The sequence below is a fragment of the Microbacterium sp. genome, assembly GCF_044508325.1.
Classification (GTDB): domain Bacteria; phylum Actinomycetota; class Actinomycetes; order Actinomycetales; family Microbacteriaceae; genus Microbacterium.
The window spans coordinates 51706-68210 of sequence record NZ_JBIQHX010000007.1 but is presented as its reverse complement, the minus strand read 5'-3'; the positions used below and the strand labels follow the sequence as shown (position 1 = coordinate 68210).

The window sequence follows — 16505 nt, the reverse complement described above, 5'->3', positions numbered from 1 at the left end:
GGTCGCCCTCCTCATGACGAACGTCGTCGAGGCGGCCGAGCGCGCAGCCGGCTGACTTCCCGGCATCCCGTTCCGTCTCGGCCCGCCCGCGAAACGGATCCCGACCGGCTCACCGAGCCGGTCCCGACCTGTCCCCTCCGCCGTCACCCGGACCAGAAATCGGGTCCGTGATCGGACACGCCGGAGTGGGATGCCTCGGGCCGGCGTGTCGTGGTGACCGGCCCGGCTTTCGGCTCGCGGAGGTCGGCTGGTGCAGTCCGCCGGTTCAGTCGGCCGGTGCAGACGCCCGCCTCACGCGGTGAAGCGGGCGAGGAACTCCCGCGTCCGCTGCTCGCGCGCCGCGCCGAACACCTCGGCGGGTGACCCCTCTTCGACGATGCGGCCCCCGTCCAGGAACACGACGCGGTGAGCGACGTCGCGCGCGAACGCCATCTCGTGCGTGGCCATGAGGATCGTCGCGCCCTCCTCGGCGAGCTGACGCACGAGTTCGAGCACCTCGCCGACGAGCTCGGGGTCGAGCGCGGAGGTGACCTCGTCGAGCAGGAGCACCTCGGGGTCGGTCGCCAGCGCCCGCGCGATCGCCACGCGCTGCTGCTGGCCTCCGGAGAGGCGATCGGGATGCTCGCGCGCCTTGTCGGCCAGGCCCACGCGGTCAAGGAGCGCCAGCCCGTGCGCGTCGGCCGCGCGCCGCGGCACGCGCTTGACCACCCGCGACGCCAGCGTCACGTTGTCGAGCACGGACAGGTGCGGGAACAGGTTGTAGCTCTGGAAGACGATGCCGAAGCGCGCGCGCACCCGGTTCGCGTCCACGCGCGGGTCGGAGATGTCGACGCCGCCGAGCAGGATCTGCCCGTCGTCGATCGGCTCGAGCAGGTTCAGGCATCGCAGGAGGGTCGATTTGCCCGAGCCGCTGGCTCCGATGACGGCGACCACGTCGTGCGCGTCGAGCGCGAGCGACACGCCCTGCAGCACGGGCTTGTCGCCGAACGCCTTGTAGAGGCCGTCGGCCTGCAGCAGGGCGCTCACAGCACCGATCCGCTCTGCTCGCGCTCGCGCAGGCGCGCGGTGTACCAGTCGGTGAGCCGGATCGTCGGGATCGCGAGGAGGATGAACAGGATGCCGGCGACCACATACGGCGTGAAGTTGTACGTCTGCGCGGTCACGATCTGGGCGGCCCGCACCGCGTCGACCGCGCCGAGGATGGAGATGAGGCCGACGTCCTTCTGCATCGCGACGAAGTCGTTCATCAGCGGCGGCGTCATCTTGCGCAGCGCCTGCGGCAGCACCACCCGGCGCAGGGTCTGCACGTAGCCCAGGCCCAGGGCGCGCGCGGCGAGCCGCTGCGACGGGTGCACAGCCTCGATGCCCGCCCGGATCACCTCGGCGACATACGCCGAGTAGGTCAGCGTCACGCACAGCGTGCCCAGCACGATCGGCGGGACGCGGGTGTCGATGAGGGTCGGCAGGCCGAAGCCGAACAGGAACAGCACGATGATGAACGGCAGGCCACGGAAGATGTCGGTGTACCCGGCGACGATCACCCGCACCGGGAAGAACACCGGGCCGCGCAGGGTCCGCAGCACCGCCAGCAGCAGCGAGAACAGGGCGACGGTCACCACCGACAGCCCGAGCACCTGCAGATTCAGCAGGAACCCGTCCCATACGCGCGGCAGCGCCGCAAGCGCCACGTCGGGGCTGAAGAACGCCCGCTGCACGTCCGACCAGGCGGGGGTGTTGATGAGGATCGCCCAGACGATCACCGCGAAGGCGACCGACGAGGCGATCGCGACGAGCACCGACCGCTGCGAGCGGCGCCGGCGGTAGGCGCGCCGGTCGAGTTCGAGCGCGCTGGGCTGGTGCGTGGTCACGGAACGACGCTAGCGCGCCGTCACTGCAGCAGCGTGACGCCCTGGCCCGAGCCGAGCCATTCGTCGGTGATCTGCTGCAGCGTGCCGTCGGCGCGCAGCTCGTCCACCGCGGCGGTCACCGCCGGGGTGAGGGGGGAGTCCTTCGGCAGCAGCAGCCCCCACTCGTCCGGCACCCCGGCGCCGGGCAGCTCGCCCACGATGAAGGAGTTCTCGATGTAGACCCCGGTGGCGTAGTAGGCGGTCGGCAGGTCGAGCACGAGCGCGTCGATCTGATCGGCGATCAGCGCCGCGACGGCATCCTCGTTGGAGTTGTACAGCTGCGGGGCGACGTTCGGCTGCACGGCCTCCTCGATCGTCGTCGCGCTGGTGGAGCCGGCCATCGCGCCCAGCAGCAGATCCTTCAGGCCCGCGATGTCGGTCACGCCGTCGGCGGCGCCGCCCTCGATCGCCACGACCGCCTGGCTGGCCTGGTAGTACGGCGAGGAGAAGTCGACCGCCTGCTTGCGCTCGTCGGTGATCGTGTACTGCTGGATGTTGAAGTCGAAGTCCTTCGGCCCGGGGGCGATCGCCGCCTCGAAGCTCGTGCGCACCCACACCACGTCCTCGGGCGCGAAGCCGAGCTTCTCGGCCACCGCGTAGGCGACGGCCGCCTCGAAGCCCTCGCCGGACGCGGGGTCGTCGTCGATCACGTAGGGGTAGTAGGCAGTCTCGCCGGTGGCGATGGTGAGCTTGCCGGGTGTGATGTAGCCCTCGTCGGCGCTCGCGGGGTCATCGGTCGCCGTCGGAGCCGTGCCGGACGCGCAGCCCGCGAGGGCGAGCGCGGTCGCGGCGGCGGCGGCCAGGATCAGGGAGCGCAGGACGGGACGCGACATGGGGATGCCTCCAGGGACTCGGGGACGGCGCCGCACGGGGGCTGTGCGCAGCACCACCGACCATCCTCCCCCGGACGGAGCCGCCCCGGGGCGATCGGTGTCGCATTGTTACACCGGGTGCAACGATGCTTCGCGAGGTCTATCCGAGCTCGTCGAGCATGCGTCGCTGCTCGTCGGTGAGCCCGTCCTTCAGCTCGCGGCGGCCGGCCTGCGCCTCGGGCGACGGCACCGCGGGAGCGGCATCCGCGGACTCCGTCTCGCGCGCTCCACCGGTGGCCTTGTCGTAGATCGCGCCGGCGTGGCCCTCGACCCGGTCGTCGATGGCGTCGTAGATCGCCCAGCCGATGAGCAGGATCACCGGCGGCAGGATGTAGCCCCAGAACCAGCCCGAGACGGTGACTCCCGACAGCACGACGGTGAGGATCCAGACGATGAACGCGATCGCGAGGGCGAGCAGGAACTCCACGAGCTTCTCGCCGAGCTTCGTCCGCCCGCCGGCCGACTTGGCCGCCATCGATGCGAACCACTTCGCGATGAGCGGCTTGACCCAGATGACGAGGGCGGTCATGACGATGCCGGCCCACAGGGCCGCCCAGCCGACGCGGGCAGGGGTCAGGAACCCGATCAGCAGCAGCACCACCACGTTGAACACCAGCAGCGACACGAACCGCACGATCCACTTCTTCATGGACCCAGCGTGTCACGTGCGGGCCCCGAGGGCGAGTGCCGGGGGGTGGGAGGCGGGGCGAGTTCACGCCGCGGGTCAGTAGGACGCGCGCTGCGCGGAGTCGGATGCCGGCACCCACCGCGCCGCCAGGGCCTCCGAGCCGCGGGCGAGCAGCGACACGTCCGCCCCGACCGCGAGGAAGTCGGCCCCCGCGTCGGCGTAGGACTGCGCGACCTCGGGGTCGAAGGCGTTCACGCCCACGGGCTTGCCGGCAGCATGGACGGCGTCGAAGGTGCGCAGCACGGCGGCGGTGACATCCGGGTGCGACTGCTGCCCGAGCACACCCATGGACGCCGCCAGGTCGCTCGGCCCGACGAAGACGGCATCCACGCCGTCGACGGCGGCGATGCCGGCTGCCGCCTCGACGCCCTCGGCGGTCTCGATCTGCACCGTCAGCGACACGTGCGCGTCGGCGTTCGCCAGGTAGCCGTCCACGCGGTTCCAGCGCGCCGAGCGCGCGAGCGCCGAGCCCACGCCGCGGCGCCCGTGCGGCGGGTAGCGCACCGCCTCGACGACCGCGCGGGCCTCATCGGCCGACGAGATCATCGGCACCAGAACGTTCTGCGCGCCCAGGTCGAGCACCTGCTTCATGGTCACCAGATCGCCGGTCGGCACGCGCACCAGCGGCGTGATCGGGTACGCGGCGGATGCCTGCAGGATCGCCAGGGTCGACTCCAGGCCGATCGGAGAGTGCTCGCCGTCGATGAGCAGCCAGTCCATCCCGGAGCCCGCGCAGATCTCGGCCACGAGCGGACTGCCCGTGCACACCCAGATCCCGGCGAGGGGCCTTCCGCGCCCCGGTCCGTCGGGCGCCGCCTCGGCGAGGCGGTCGCGGAAGGTCGGGTTCAGACGAAGCGGCATGTGACGACTCCCATCGGACCGTAGTCGCAGCGCACCCCGTCGCCGCGCTGCACCCACATCGGCCGCGTGAACGACCCGGCGAGGATGATCTCGCCCGCCTCGAGTCTGGCACCGTGCTGGTGGAGCTTGTTCGCCAGCCACGCCACTCCGGTCGCCGGATGCCCCAGCACGCCGGCGGCGACGCCGGTCTCCTCGACCTCGCCGTTGCGGGCCAGCACGCCCGGCACCCACGGCAGGTCGACCTCGTCGGGCCGGCGACGGGTGTCGCCGAGCACCATCGCGCCGTAAGCGGCGTTGTCGCTGATCGTGTCGACGATCGTGCGACCTTCGAGCTCGATGTGCGAGTTGAGCACCTCGAGCGCCGGCACGACGTGATCCGTGGCCGCCAGCGCGTCTTCGAGCGTGCAGCCGGGACCTTCCAGCGCCGTCCTCAGCACGAAGGCGAGCTCGACCTCGATGCGCACGTTCGAGAAGTGGTCGAAGGGGATCTCGCTGCCGCTCGGGTACACGGTGTCGTCGAACATCACGCCGTAGTCGGGCTCGGTGATCCCGGTGGCGTGCTGCATCGCCTTCGAGGTGAGACCGATCTTGCGGCCCACGAGCGTGCGTCCGGCGGCGAGGTTCCGGTCGCGCCACACGCCCTGGATCGCATAGGCGTCCTCGACGGTGGCCTCCGGCCAGCGGGCGGTGATCCTCGGGATCACGCCGTGCGTGCGGTCGGCCTCCGCGAGCTCGGCGGCGATCTGCGCGATGGTGTCGGCGTCCAGCATCCGTCGTCTCCTCAGGTCAGGGGCAGCGTCACAGCTGGTGGCCGAGCTTGTACTCGCCCTGCTTCCACTCCGGCATCGAGTCCTCGCCGTCGCTGCGGCGCGTGTACGAGAATCCGTCGGCGCCGATCGTGGCCGCCAGCTCCGAGGCCTCCTCGCGGGCCACGACCGGCTGCGGGTTGCCGTCGAGGTCGAGCACCAGCGACGCGTCGGTGTACCAGGAGGGCACGACCGGGTTGCCCCAGAAGTCGCGGCGCTGATTGTCGTGCACGTCCCACGTGACCACCGGGTTGTCGGGGTCGCCGGTGTAGTAGTCCTGCGTGTAGATCTCGACGCGGTGGCCGTCGGGGTCGCGCAGGTACAGGTAGAACGCGTTCGACACGCCGTGGCGGCCGGGCCCCCGCTCGATGCGGTCCGAGATGCGCAGAGCGCCCATCTTGTCGCAGATGGCGAGGATGTTGTGCTTCTCGTGGGTGGAGAAGGCGACGTGGTGCATGCGCGGTCCGTCGCCGCCGGTCATGGCGGTGTCGTGCACGGTGGGCTTGCGGCGCATCCAGGCCGCGTAGACGGTGCCGTCCTCGTCCTGGATGTCCTCGGTCACCCGGAAGCCGAGGTCCTGCATGAACTTCGTGGCGCGCGGCACGTCGGGGGTGACCTGGTTGAAGTGGTCCAGCCGCACCAGTGCGCCGGGCGAGTACAGGTCGTAGCGCCAGGCGAGACGCTCGACGTGCTGCACGTCGTGGAAGAACTCGTACGGGAACCCGAGCGGATCGACCACGCGCACCGAGTCGCCGATGCCCTTGACGAAGCCGTCCGGGTTGCGACGCACGGTGCAGCCGAGCTCCTCGTAGAAGGCGACGGCCTTGTCGAGGTCTTCGGGCGTGCGCACGCGATACGAGAAGGCGGCGACGGCGGCCACGGGGCCCTTGCGCAGCACCAGGTTGTGGTGGATGAACTCCTCCAGCGAGCGGAGGTAGATCGCCTCCTCGTCCTCCTCGGTCACAGTCAGCCCCAGCACGTCGACGTAGAACTCGCGGGAGGCGGCGAGGTCGGTGACGACGATCTCCATGTAGGCGCAGCGCAGGATGTCCGGCGGCGGCGAGATCGGGGTCGGAACGGGGTTGTCGGTGCTGATCGGCGCCTCCTGGCTCACGTAGAAGCCGGAGGAGGTCAGCGTCATGTCTTTGCGGTCGGTCATGGCAGCGTCCTTGATCTTGTCGTGTTCTCGGTCCCTGAGCCCGTCCAGGTCAGCGGGGATCGGGGTCGTCCAGGTCGGTGGCCGTCTCCGCGGGGGCGGCCTTGCCGAAGCTCGGGTTGTGCACCTTGCCGAGCGTGATGTGCACCGCCTGCTGGTCGGTGTAGAAGTCGATCGAACGGTAGCCGCCCTCGTGCCCGAGGCCGGAGGCCTTCACTCCTCCGAACGGCGTGCGCAGGTCGCGCACGTTGTTGGAGTTCAGCCACACCATGCCGGCCTCCACCGCCTGCGCGAAGTTGTGCGCGCGCTTGAGGTCGTTCGTCCAGATGTAGGCGGCCAGGCCGTACTTGGTGTCGTTGGCCAGCGCCAGGGCCTCGTCGTCGGTGTCGAACGGGGTGATCGCCACCACCGGGCCGAAGATCTCCTCCTGGAAGATGCGGGCGGTGGGCGGCACGTCGGCGAAGACGGTCGGGGCGACGAAGTTGCCGAACTCGAAGCCCTCGGGCCGGCCGCCTCCGGCGACCAGGCGCCCCTCGGTCTTGCCGAGCTCGACGTAGCTCATGACCTTCTCGAAGTGCTCCGGGTGCACGAGCGCGCCGACCTCGGTGGCCGGATCGTGCGGGTAGCCCACCTTGACCCGCTTCGCCTGCGCCGCGTAGCGCTCCACGAACTCGTCGTAGACCTCCCGCTGCACGAGGATGCGCGAGCCTGCGGTGCAGCGCTCGCCGTTGAGGGAGAAGACCCCGAAGATGGTGGCGTCGATCGCGGCATCCAGATCGGCATCCGCGAACACGACAGCCGGACTCTTGCCGCCCAGCTCCATCGACAGGCCCTTGAGGTGCGGCGCCGCGTTGCCGAAGATGATCTGCCCGGTGCGGCTCTCCCCGGTGAACGAGATGAGGGGGACATCGGGATGCCTCACGAGCGAGTCGCCGGCGTAGCCTTCCTCGCCGAAGCCGTTGACGAGGTTGAACACGCCCACGGGCAGGCCCGCCTCCTCGAAGATGCCCGGCCACAGCGACGCGGACAGCGGCGTGAACTCGGCCGGCTTGAGCACGACGGTGTTCCCGGTCGCGAGGGCAGGGCCGAGCTTCCACGACTCGAGCATGAACGGCGTGTTCCACGGGGTGATGAGCCCGGCGACGCCGATCGGCTTGCGGTTGACGTAGTTGATCTGGCGTCCGGGAACCTTGAAGGTGTCGTCGGACTGGGCCACGATCAGGTCGGCGAAGAAGCGGAAGTTCTCGGCGGCGCGGCGCGCCTGGCCCAGTGCCTGGCTGATCGGAAGCCCGGAGTCGAAGCTCTCCAGCTCGGCGAGGCGCCGGTCGCGCGACTCCACGATGTCGGCGATCCGGTGCAGGATGCGCGAGCGCTCGCGGGCGATCATGCGCGGCCACGGGCCCTCGGCGAACGCCCGCTTGGCGGCCTGCACGGCGCGGTGGATGTCGGCGACCTTGCCGGACGCGGCCTGCAGGTACACCTCGTTCGACACCGGCTCGAGGACGTCGAAGGTGTCGCCGTCCACAGAGTCGACGAACTCGCCGTCGATGTAGTGCTGGATGCGCTCGGGGAGATCGGCGGGCACATGCCGCGTCGTGAGGGAGGGATCAGTCATCGGACTCTCCTTTTCGGGGGGACAGCTTGGGCAGCCCGAGGGTCTCGTCGGGGTGCTCGTGGGTCATGTAGGCGTCGAGCGTTGCGGCACGGTGCCGGCGCGCGGCCTTCTCGATCGTGCTCAGCGGCGCGGAGGACTCGATCAGCTGCAGGATCTCTTCGTGCTCCTGCACCGACTCCTGTGCGCGGCCCGGAACGAAGCTGAAGGTCGAGTCGCGCAGATGCCCCAGCCGCGCCCACTCGGCGTTGACGAGGTCGAGCATGCGCGGATTGGCGCACTTGGTGAACAGCGTCGCGTGGAACTGCTGGTTGAGCGCGGTGAAGCGGTGCGGATCGAAGTGCGCCAGGCTGCTGGTCATCTGCTCGTTGACGGCGCGCGCGGTCCGCACATCCTCTGCGGTGAGGCTGCGCGCCGCAAGGGCGGTGGCGGCGCCTTCGAGGATGCTCAGGGCCTGCATGCTGAAGCGATATTGCGAGTCGTCGACCATCGCCACGCGCGCGCCGACGTTGCGCTCGAAGGTGACCAGGCCCTCGGCCTCGAGTTGACGGATCGCCTCGCGCACCGGCACGACGCTCATGTCGAGCTCGCCGGCGATCGTGCCCAGCACGAGGCGGTATCCCGGGGTGAAGTCCTGGTTCGCGATGCGCGCCTTCACCCATTGATAGGCACGCTGCGACTTGCTCTGCGTGGCCTGGCCCACCGCGTCGCTCATGCTCGCTCCGCCGTGAACCTCGCACGCCATTCGGCGTTCATCGGGAAAAGGCCCTCGACCGGGTGACCCTCCGCGACGCGGGCGGCGATCCAGGCATCCTCGTCCTCCTGGGCGAGCGCGGCGTCGACGACCTCCTCGGCGATGCCGGCGGGGATCACGATGACGCCGTCCGCGTCGCCGACGATGACATCACCGGGCAGCACGGTGGCGCCGCCGCAGGCGACGGCGACGTCGACGTCCCAGGGCACGTGCTTGCGACCGAGCACCGCAGGGTGGGCGCCGGTGGCGTAGACGGGGATGCCGACGGCGGTCACCGCGTCGAGATCGCGCACCCCGCCGTCGGTGACGATGCCGGCAGCGCCGGCGGCGTGCGCACGGATGGCGAGGATGTCGCCGAGGGTTCCCGACCCCGGCTCGCCGCGGGCCTCGATGACGAGGACCTCCCCCTCGCGGACGGCGTCGAAGGCGCGCTTCTGTGCGTTGTAGCCCCCGCCGTGGCTGCCGAAGAGGTCTTCGCGGTTGGGCACGAAGCGCAGGGTCTTGGCGACGCCGACGAGCTTGGCTTCGGGATGCAGCGGCCGCACGCCGTCGATCGACACGTTGTTCAGGCCGCGCTTGCGCAGCTGGCCGGACAGCCCCGCGACCGGGCAGCGCTCCAGCTTGGTGCGCAGCTCGGCGGGCAGTCCGGTCGCCGGTTCCGGTGTGCCCCAGGCATCCGCCCGCTGCGCGTCGTCGACCGACGGGAGCGACCCGACGGACGCGTCGTAGCCGGGGCCGGTGCCTTCGACCACCGTGGTGACCAGCCGGCCGGACGTGGCGCCGGTGGCGGGGGAGTCGACCTCGACCTCGACGACGGCGCCGGGGACGACGACCGACGAGCCGGCCGGCGTGCCGGTGAGGATCACGTCGCCGGGCTCGAGCGTGAAGTGCTGCGACAGGTCGGCGACGAACTGCGCGAGCGGGAAGATGAGGCCCGCCGTGGTGTCGTCCTGCACGAGTTCGCCGTCCACCCACGTGCGCAGGCGCAGCGCGCCCGGATCGACGGCGCGGGCGTCGATGAGGCCCGGGCCGATCGGCGTGAACCCGTCGCCGCTCTTGGAGCGCACATTCGATCCCTTGTCGTTCGCGCGCAGGTCGTAGACTCCGAAGTCGTTCGCGGCGGTCACCCACCCGACGTGCTCCCACGCCCGGTCGAGTCGGACGTGGCGGGCGGCGGTGCCGATGACCAGCGCGATCTCGCCCTCGAAGGCGAGCAGCTCGGTCCCGGGCGGGCGCTCGATGACGCCGCCGGATGCGGCGACCGAGCTCGAGGCCTTCAGGAAGTAGGAGGGGGCCGCGGGCCGGCGGCCGCGCTGATCGGCGCGTGACCGGTAGCTCAGATGAACGGCGATGATCTTGCCGGGGCGCCCGGGCAGTCCCGAGAATCGCGGGTCGCCGGCGGTGTCGTCAATCATGAAGCTCCTTCGCCTCCTGCGTTGTATCCGAAATCGTATATGATCACCGCGCCTTCGGCAAGCAGCGCTGGTCGGCCTCTGCGCGGGACTGGTCGGCCAGTGCGCGTTCGGGTCGCCGCCGTTCCGCGCCGGCGGCCCTGCCTCTAGCGTGCAGAGCAGGCCGCGGAAGGCGGCGAACCCGAGGAGGACGTATGACAGACATCGGCATCGTCGGCGCCGGCACCGCGGGCCTGCATCTCGGCCTGCTGCTGCGGCAGCACGACATCCCGGTCACGATCTACACCGACCGCTCGGCCGAGGACGTGCGCACCGGGCGGCTGCCCAACAGCGTCGCGCACCACGCGGTCACGGTGGCGCGCGAGCGCGAGCTCGGAGTGGACCACTGGCCGGTCGAAGAGTACGGCTACGTGTGCCACCACCATTTCGTGGGCGGCCCGAACCTCTTCTTCCGCGGTGACTTCGCGCAGCCCTCGCGCGCCGTCGACTACCGCATCTACCAGCCCCGGCTCATGGCCGACTTCGAAGAGCGCGGCGGGCGCATCGAGCTGCGTCAGGTGGAAGCGGACGACCTGCCCGCCCTCGGCGCGCGGCACGACGCCATCGTGGTGGCCTCCGGCAAGCGCTCGCTCGGCGAGTTCTTCGGGATCCGCCCCGAGAAGTCGCCCTACCGGCAGCCGATGCGCCGGCTCATGGTGGGGCTGTGGACCGGCATCGCGCGCACCGAGCCGCACGGCGTGACGCTCAGCATCGCGCCCGGCCACGGCGAGCTGATCGACATCCCGATCTTCTCGTTCGCGGGCCACGTGAACGCGCTCCTGTTCGAGAACGTGCCCGGCGGCGACCTCGAGGTGCTCGCCGACGCGCGGTACTCCGACGACCCGGCCGCCTTCCGGCAGCTCGTCCTCGACAAGCTGCGCACGCACCACCCCAGCGTCTTCGAACGCGTGGACGAGAGCTCGTTCCAGCTGACCGGACCGGACGACCTGCTGCAGGGCGCCGTGACGCCGGTGCTGCGCAACGACTATCGCCTGCTCGACGACGGCACCGTCGTCATCGCCGCCGGCGACGTGCACTCGGTGCTCGATCCCGTCGTCGGGCAGGGCGCGAACTCGGCCTCGTACTCCGGCTACACGGTGGGGCAGGAGATCCTCGCCGACCGCGGATTCGGAGAGGACCTCGGCCGCCGGGCCGCCGAGCGTCGGCGCGAGCGCGTCGAGACGGTGAGCGACTGGACGAACCTCATGGTGCAGCTGCCCCCGGCCGACCACATCATCCAGCTGCTGGGCGCGATGAGTCAGAGCAGGTCGCTGTGCGACGAGTTCACCGAGAACTTCAACCACCCCGAGCGGCAGTGGCACGACATCGTCGGCTCGCCCGAGATCGCCGCGGCCGCCATCGCACGGCACGCCCGCGCCGAGGAGCCCGCCAATGCATAAGCTGCTCGTGCTCTACCCGCCGCCCGTCGACCGTGCCGCCTTCGAACGGCACTATCGAGAGGTCCATCTGCCGCTGTGCACGCGGCTTCCCGGCGTGCTCGGCATCTCGTTCTCGCTCGGGGTCGACGAGCCGGACGGCGGTCCGTACTACGCCGTCTTCGAGGCCACCTTCGCCTCCGCCGAGGCCCTGGGCGCGGCGCTGGCCTCCGCAGAGGGACAGGCGGTGCAGGCGGATGTGCCGAACTATGCGACCGGAGGCGCGGTCGTCGTGCCGTTCGCCGTCGAGGAGCTCGTCACGGCATGAGCGCGCCCTCGCCGTCACCCGCGGACCGCGGCCTGCCCTCCTGCGGCGCGGTACGCGGTGGGCGAGGTGCCGACGTGCGCGCGGAAGACCTTGCTGAAATGCGACGCGTCGACGAAGCCCCACGACGTCGCGATGGCGGCGATGCCGTCGCCGCGGCGCCGCGGGTCGATGAGGTCGCGGCGGACGTGCTCGAGGCGGCGCTCCCGCACCCACTGCGACACGGTCGTGCCGCGGCGCTGGAAGAGGGAGTGCAGGTAGCGCGTGGAGATGTAGTTGGCGGCCGCGATCGTCTCGGGGCCGAGGTCCGGCCGGCGCAGGTTCGCATTGATGTAGCTGTCGATCCGGAACAGCAGCTCGGCGCCGGGATCGCCCCACGCACCGCCACGCAGCTCGCTGCCGACCATGGTGGCGATGAGGTCCATGGTGTTGTGCGTGATGCGCAGCCCGGTCGGCCCGTCCAGGGTCGGCAGGGCGGTGGCCAGGCCCGCGAGGAAGTGGCTCACCGCGCGGGCGAAGCCCTCTTCGCCGCGGATGCGGACCGCCGTGAGGTCGTGCAGGGTCTCGGCGTCGACGTCGATCATCCGGTGCGGGAACATCACGACGACGGCGGCGAGGTCTGCGCCGAACTCGAGCGTGTAGGGACGGCTGGTGTCGTACAGCACGATGTCGCCGGGTGCCAGCAGCGCGGTCCGGTCGTCCTGGATGAGGATGCCGGTGCCCGCCAGCTGCAGCGTCAGCTTGACGTAGTCGCCCGGCGAGGTGACGATGTGCGCCGGGGTGCGCTCGACCGCGTGCGCAGTCGCGCGCACCGTGGAGAAGAGGACCCCGTCGCTGACCCGCCCCTCCAGCCGCGCATGGAAGTCGGCGCCGGCCGGGGTGTGGACGGTCAGCGGGACGAACGAGCGGGAGACGGCATCCTGCCACCGCGCGATCTCCGTCGTCGTCTCCTGCACGGCCACGGGAGCGGATCCGGCCACGTCGCACCTCACCTCATCGTGATTCGGGTGTCATCGGCCGGCCCGGCGCGTCGCCGTCGACCCGCGCGATGTGCCGGGGAGTCTACTCCGGGCCGCAACGGCAGCGGCAGGTCGGGGAGGGGTCGCGCGCGGGCGGACCAGTGCTCTGCGCCCGCCGACCGATGCGCCGGCAGCGCCATCGAGGAGGTCACGCCATGATGACGGTCACCGGAAGCGGATCGTTCCGCCCCGACTCCGCCCTCTACCGGCCCCCGACCCACTTCCTGCGGGGGAGCCTGGGGCGGTTCGCCACCGGCGTCGCCGTGGTCACGTTCGACGCCGCCGAGGACGATGGGAGCCTGCGGCGACAGGGCATCACGGTGAACTCGTTCACATCGGTGTCGATGGAGCCTCCGCTCGTGCTCGTCTCGATCCAGCGCAGCGTCCGCAGTCACGATCTGCTCGCGGGGCGGCCGTTCGCGATCAATGTGCTCGGCGCCGAGCAGCAGGATGTCGCGCTGCACTTCGCCGGACGGCCCGTGGTCGACCCCGTCTGGATCGAGGGGCGCTGGGCGCCGCGGCTGGCGGGCGCGCTGAGCCACTTCGTGTGCACGCCCTGGGCGACCTACGACGGCGGCGACCACACGCTGTTCCTCGGCGAGGTGCAGGAGTTCGATTACCGCAGCGGCGATGCGCTCGGTTTCGTGCACGGTCAGTTCTGCACGATCCCGGAGCCGTCGCTGGGGCACGAGGCGCTGTTCTGACGACAGGAGAGGGCATGGGAGCGCGGACCGGGGGCGAGTACCTCGACAGGCTCAACGCGATGACGCCGACGATCCACATCGACGGGGAGACGGTCAGGGGACGGGTCGCCGAGCATCCCGCCTTCCGCGACACCGCACGCACCTACGCGACCCTGTTCGATCTGCAGCACGACCCCGCGCATCGCGATGCGCTGACCTTCGCGTCGCCGACGACCGGCGATCGGGTCGGCATCTCGTTCCTCGTTCCGCGCAGCGAGCACGACCTGCAGCGCCGTCGCGAGGGGATGACCGTCTGGGCCCGGCACGCGAACGGGTTCCTCGGCCGCACCGGCGACTACCTCAACTCGGCCCTGACGGCCCTCGCCACCGCGAAGAGCTTCTTCGCCCGTGCCGATCCCGTGTTCGCGGAGCGCATCGGCGCGTACTTCGAGCACGCCCGCGAGAACGACCTGCTCGCGACGCACACCCTCATCCCGCCGCAGGTCAATCGCGCCCAGGGCAGCGCGCAGCAGGCCGGCGGCGAGGTCGCCGCCCGGGTGGTCGAAGAGCGCGACGACGGGATCGTGGTCCGCGGCGCCCGGATGCTGGCGACGATCGGCCCCATCGCTGACGAGCTGCTCGTGTTCCCGTCCACCGTCCTGCGCGGCACGCCGGAGGACGCCCCGTACTCGTATGCGTTCGCGATCCAGAACGATGCGCCGGGACTGTCGTACTACTGTCGCGCGCCGCTCGGCTACGGCCGGTCGCACTTCGACGAGCCGCTCGCGTCGCGCTTCGACGAGATGGACGCGGTCGTCGTCTTCGACGACGTCTTCGTCCCGAACGAGAGGGTGTTCCTGCTCGGACACCCCGAGCTGTGCAACGCGTTCTACTCCGAGACGGGCGCGGCCGCCCTGATGACGCACCAGGTGGTCACCCGCACGCTCGCCAAGACCGAGTTCTATCTGGGCCTCGCATCCGAGATCGCCGAGGCGATCGGGATCGGCGGGTTCCCGCACATCCAGCAGGACATCGCGGAGCTCGTCTCGTACGTCGAGATCGAGAAGGCGCTGCTGCGCGCGGCCGAGGCGGACGGCGCGCCGAACGACGAGGGCGTGTTCCTGCCCAAGTGGGATGTGCTCAACGCCGCGCGCAACTGGTACCCGACGAAGGTGTCGCCGCGGCTGGGCGAGATCATCCGGAAGTTCTCGGCCTCGGGCCTGATGGCGCTTCCGAGCGAGCGGGACTTCGACGCCGACGAGGCGGGGGCGCTGGAGCGGTATCTCCAGTCGGCGACGCTCCCGGCCCGCGATCGGGCGCGGCTGTTCAAGCTCGCGCTGGATGCCTCGGTGTCGGGGTTCGCCGGACGCGAGGCGCAGTACGAGTACTACTTCTTCGGCGATCCGGTGCGGATGGCGGGGGCCCTCGTCGCCGGCTGCGACCGCGCGCCGCTGCGAGCACGGGTGTGGGAGCTGCTGGACCGCCCGGGACAGTGAGGCCGTCCTTGCGTTGTATCTGAAATCGTATATGATACGACGAAGTCCGGCGCGCTCCGGATGATCCCCACCGACGCAGATGGCGACATCGACGAAGGAGTCCTCCATGAGCGAGACACCGCCTCCCGGATTCACCCCCACCGGCACCATCGCGAGCCCCCGGGACCGCCGCCGCGTGGTCTTCGCCACGGTCGTGGGCACCACGGTGGAGTGGTACGACTTCTTCATCTACGCGTTCGCCGCCGGACTCGTCTTCGCCGAGCTGTTCTTCGCACCCGCGGGCGAGGGGTTCGCGCAGATCCTGGCGTTCATCACCGTCGGCATCAGCTTCCTGTTCCGCCCGCTCGGCGCGTTCCTGGCCGGGCACTTCGGCGACAAGTACGGGCGCAAGGTCGTCCTCATGCTGACGCTCGTGCTCATGGGCGCCGCCACCACCCTGGTCGGCGTGCTGCCGACGTACTCCGCCATCGGCATCGCCGCGCCGATCCTGCTCATCCTCCTGCGCATCCTGCAGGGGATCTCCGCCGGTGGCGAGTGGGGCGGCGCCGTTCTCATGGCCGTCGAGCACGCGCCCAAGCGCCGGCGCGGCATCTTCGGCGCCTCCCCGCAGATCGGGGTGCCCCTCGGCCTGCTGCTGGCCTCCGGCATCCTCGCCCTCATGGCCGCCGTCACCACCGACGAGGGCTTCCTGGCGTGGGGCTGGCGCGTCCCGTTCCTGCTCAGCGTCGTGCTGATCCTCGTCGGCTACTACGTGCGTCGCAAGGTCGAGGAGAGCCCCGTCTTCCAGGAGATCGCGGAACGCAAGGAGGAGTCGCGGATGCCGATCGTCCAGCTCTTCCGGAAGCACACGCTGCTGGTCCTGGTCGCGGCGCTCGTGTTCGCGGGCAACAACGCCGTCGGCTACATGACCACGGGCGGATTCATCCAGCGCTACGCGACCGATCCGGGGGGCGCCCTGCGCATGGATGCGGAGCCGGTGCTGTGGGCGGTGACCGGATCGGCGGTGACCTGGCTGATCTCGACGTGGGTCGCCGGGTGGATCTCCGACCTCATCGGGCGACGCAGCACGTACATCATCGGCTGGATCCTGCAGCTGGCGGGCGTCCTGCTGCTGTTCCCGCTGGTGAACACCGGCAACGTCTGGCTGCTGTTCGCGGGCCTTGCGATCCTCACGATCGGGCTCGGCTTCACCTACGGGCCGCAGGCGGCGCTGTACTCGGAGCTGTTCCCGGCGAGCATCCGCTTCTCGGGCGTCTCGATCTCGTATGCGATCGGCGCGGTGCTCGGGGGCGCGTTCGCCCCCGCGATCGCGCAGGCGCTGGTGCAGGCCACCGGCAGCAGCGAGTCGGTCACGTGGTACCTGGTCGGAATGACCGTCGTCGGTCTCATCGCGACGCTGCTGCTGCGCGACCGCTCCGGGATCCCGCTCGGTCCCGAGCACGAGGCGGAGCAGGCGAAGAGTCCGATCTACGGCCTGGCGAAGGCGTAGCGGCGCGCTG

General features: G+C 70.7%; 16 protein-coding genes. 5 read left to right on the top strand and 11 right to left on the bottom strand.

All coding sequences use genetic code 11. The features are described from left to right. Window positions 1–291: 291 nt before the first annotated feature. The 10 genes from ACIWQI_RS07830 to ACIWQI_RS07785 form a co-directional block, all read right to left on the bottom strand. Entirely contained in the window at window positions 292–1026 is a 735-nt protein-coding gene (locus tag ACIWQI_RS07830; RefSeq protein WP_396656586.1) for an amino acid ABC transporter ATP-binding protein, read from the bottom strand. Further along, the gene (locus ACIWQI_RS07825; RefSeq protein WP_396656585.1) at window positions 1023–1868 is read right to left on the bottom strand and encodes an amino acid ABC transporter permease; all 846 of its coding nucleotides are present in this window, start codon (window positions 1866–1868) and stop codon (window positions 1023–1025) included. Before ACIWQI_RS07825 ends, ACIWQI_RS07830 begins: the two co-directional genes overlap by 4 nt. 20 nt (window positions 1869–1888) lie before the next feature. Continuing rightward, window positions 1889–2740, bottom strand: coding sequence for a transporter substrate-binding domain-containing protein (locus ACIWQI_RS07820; RefSeq protein WP_396656584.1), 852 nt, complete (start codon window positions 2738–2740; stop codon window positions 1889–1891). A gap of 139 nt (window positions 2741–2879) precedes the next feature. Beyond that, on the bottom strand, window positions 2880–3428 hold the full coding sequence (locus ACIWQI_RS07815; protein WP_396656583.1) for a hypothetical protein: 549 nt from the start codon (window positions 3426–3428) through the stop codon (window positions 2880–2882). A gap of 75 nt (window positions 3429–3503) precedes the next feature. Beyond that, a complete protein-coding gene (locus ACIWQI_RS07810; RefSeq protein WP_396656582.1) occupies window positions 3504–4328 on the bottom strand; it encodes an HpcH/HpaI aldolase/citrate lyase family protein in 825 nt (274 codons plus the stop codon). Further along, window positions 4313–5098, bottom strand: a complete 786-nt coding sequence (locus tag ACIWQI_RS07805; protein WP_396656581.1) for a 2-keto-4-pentenoate hydratase — start codon at window positions 5096–5098, stop codon at window positions 4313–4315. The genes ACIWQI_RS07810 and ACIWQI_RS07805 overlap by 16 nt, the downstream gene beginning before the upstream one ends. A 28-nt stretch (window positions 5099–5126) precedes the next feature. Beyond that, window positions 5127–6293, bottom strand: coding sequence for a 3,4-dihydroxyphenylacetate 2,3-dioxygenase (hpaD, locus tag ACIWQI_RS07800; RefSeq protein ID WP_396656580.1), 1167 nt, complete (start codon window positions 6291–6293; stop codon window positions 5127–5129). Window positions 6294–6342: 49 nt separating this feature from the next. Then, window positions 6343–7905 (bottom strand): 5-carboxymethyl-2-hydroxymuconate semialdehyde dehydrogenase, encoded by a 1563-nt coding sequence (gene hpaE, locus ACIWQI_RS07795; protein WP_396656579.1) that lies wholly within the window; start codon window positions 7903–7905, stop codon window positions 6343–6345. Beyond that, window positions 7898–8617 (bottom strand): GntR family transcriptional regulator, encoded by a 720-nt coding sequence (locus ACIWQI_RS07790; protein ID WP_396656578.1) that lies wholly within the window; start codon window positions 8615–8617, stop codon window positions 7898–7900. Before ACIWQI_RS07790 ends, hpaE begins: the two co-directional genes overlap by 8 nt. Continuing rightward, window positions 8614–10071 carry a fumarylacetoacetate hydrolase family protein gene (locus ACIWQI_RS07785; RefSeq protein WP_396656577.1) on the bottom strand — a complete coding sequence of 486 codons (1458 nt, stop codon included), beginning with the start codon at window positions 10069–10071 and terminating at the stop codon, window positions 8614–8616. Before ACIWQI_RS07785 ends, ACIWQI_RS07790 begins: the two co-directional genes overlap by 4 nt. 191 nt (window positions 10072–10262) lie before the next feature. Between ACIWQI_RS07785 and styA the strand changes: the two genes are divergently transcribed. Both styA and ACIWQI_RS07775 read left to right on the top strand, forming a co-directional pair. Beyond that, the gene (gene styA / locus ACIWQI_RS07780; protein ID WP_396656576.1) at window positions 10263–11507 is read left to right on the top strand and encodes a styrene monooxygenase subunit StyA; all 1245 of its coding nucleotides are present in this window, start codon (window positions 10263–10265) and stop codon (window positions 11505–11507) included. Further along, window positions 11500–11811, top strand: coding sequence for an EthD family reductase (locus ACIWQI_RS07775; protein ID WP_396656575.1), 312 nt, complete (start codon window positions 11500–11502; stop codon window positions 11809–11811). Before styA ends, ACIWQI_RS07775 begins: the two co-directional genes overlap by 8 nt. Before the next feature lie 14 nt (window positions 11812–11825). On the opposite strand, the gene ACIWQI_RS07770 is transcribed toward ACIWQI_RS07775, so the two are convergent. Then, entirely contained in the window at window positions 11826–12788 is a 963-nt protein-coding gene (locus ACIWQI_RS07770) for a helix-turn-helix domain-containing protein (RefSeq protein WP_396656574.1), read from the bottom strand. Between the two features lie 194 nt (window positions 12789–12982). On the opposite strand from ACIWQI_RS07770, the gene ACIWQI_RS07765 reads away from it, so the two are divergent. The 3 genes from ACIWQI_RS07765 to ACIWQI_RS07755 all read left to right on the top strand — a co-directional run bounded on the left by ACIWQI_RS07765 (window position 12983) and on the right by ACIWQI_RS07755 (window position 16495). After that, window positions 12983–13531, top strand: coding sequence for a flavin reductase family protein (locus ACIWQI_RS07765; protein ID WP_396656573.1), 549 nt, complete (start codon window positions 12983–12985; stop codon window positions 13529–13531). 14 nt (window positions 13532–13545) lie between these two features. After that, complete coding sequence (gene hpaB / locus ACIWQI_RS07760) at window positions 13546–15006, top strand: 4-hydroxyphenylacetate 3-monooxygenase, oxygenase component (RefSeq protein ID WP_396656572.1); 1461 nt, start codon at window positions 13546–13548, stop codon at window positions 15004–15006. A gap of 106 nt (window positions 15007–15112) precedes the next feature. Beyond that, complete coding sequence (locus ACIWQI_RS07755) at window positions 15113–16495, top strand: MFS transporter (RefSeq protein WP_396656571.1); 1383 nt, start codon at window positions 15113–15115, stop codon at window positions 16493–16495. The last annotated feature ends 10 nt before the right edge of the window (window positions 16496–16505 follow it).

What these genes read in the sequence shown, in the direction of transcription:
- ACIWQI_RS07820 (WP_396656584.1), bottom strand. Translation starts at nt 2,740, where the DNA reads ATGTCGCGTCCCGTCCTGCGCTCCCTGATCCTGGCCGCCGCCGCCGCG.
- ACIWQI_RS07815 (WP_396656583.1), bottom strand. Translation starts at nt 3,428, where the DNA reads ATGAAGAAGTGGATCGTGCGGTTCGTGTCGCTGCTGGTGTTCAACGTG.
- ACIWQI_RS07810 (WP_396656582.1), bottom strand. Translation starts at nt 4,328, where the DNA reads ATGCCGCTTCGTCTGAACCCGACCTTCCGCGACCGCCTCGCCGAGGCG.
- ACIWQI_RS07805 (WP_396656581.1), bottom strand. Translation starts at nt 5,098, where the DNA reads ATGCTGGACGCCGACACCATCGCGCAGATCGCCGCCGAGCTCGCGGAG.
- hpaD (WP_396656580.1), bottom strand. Translation starts at nt 6,293, where the DNA reads ATGACCGACCGCAAAGACATGACGCTGACCTCCTCCGGCTTCTACGTG.
- hpaE (WP_396656579.1), bottom strand. Translation starts at nt 7,905, where the DNA reads ATGACTGATCCCTCCCTCACGACGCGGCATGTGCCCGCCGATCTCCCC.
- ACIWQI_RS07790 (WP_396656578.1), bottom strand. Translation starts at nt 8,617, where the DNA reads ATGAGCGACGCGGTGGGCCAGGCCACGCAGAGCAAGTCGCAGCGTGCC.
- ACIWQI_RS07785 (WP_396656577.1), bottom strand. Translation starts at nt 10,071, where the DNA reads ATGATTGACGACACCGCCGGCGACCCGCGATTCTCGGGACTGCCCGGG.
- styA (WP_396656576.1), top strand. Translation starts at nt 10,263, where the DNA reads ATGACAGACATCGGCATCGTCGGCGCCGGCACCGCGGGCCTGCATCTC.
- ACIWQI_RS07775 (WP_396656575.1), top strand. Translation starts at nt 11,500, where the DNA reads ATGCATAAGCTGCTCGTGCTCTACCCGCCGCCCGTCGACCGTGCCGCC.
- ACIWQI_RS07765 (WP_396656573.1), top strand. Translation starts at nt 12,983, where the DNA reads ATGATGACGGTCACCGGAAGCGGATCGTTCCGCCCCGACTCCGCCCTC.
- hpaB (WP_396656572.1), top strand. Translation starts at nt 13,546, where the DNA reads ATGGGAGCGCGGACCGGGGGCGAGTACCTCGACAGGCTCAACGCGATG.
- ACIWQI_RS07755 (WP_396656571.1), top strand. Translation starts at nt 15,113, where the DNA reads ATGAGCGAGACACCGCCTCCCGGATTCACCCCCACCGGCACCATCGCG.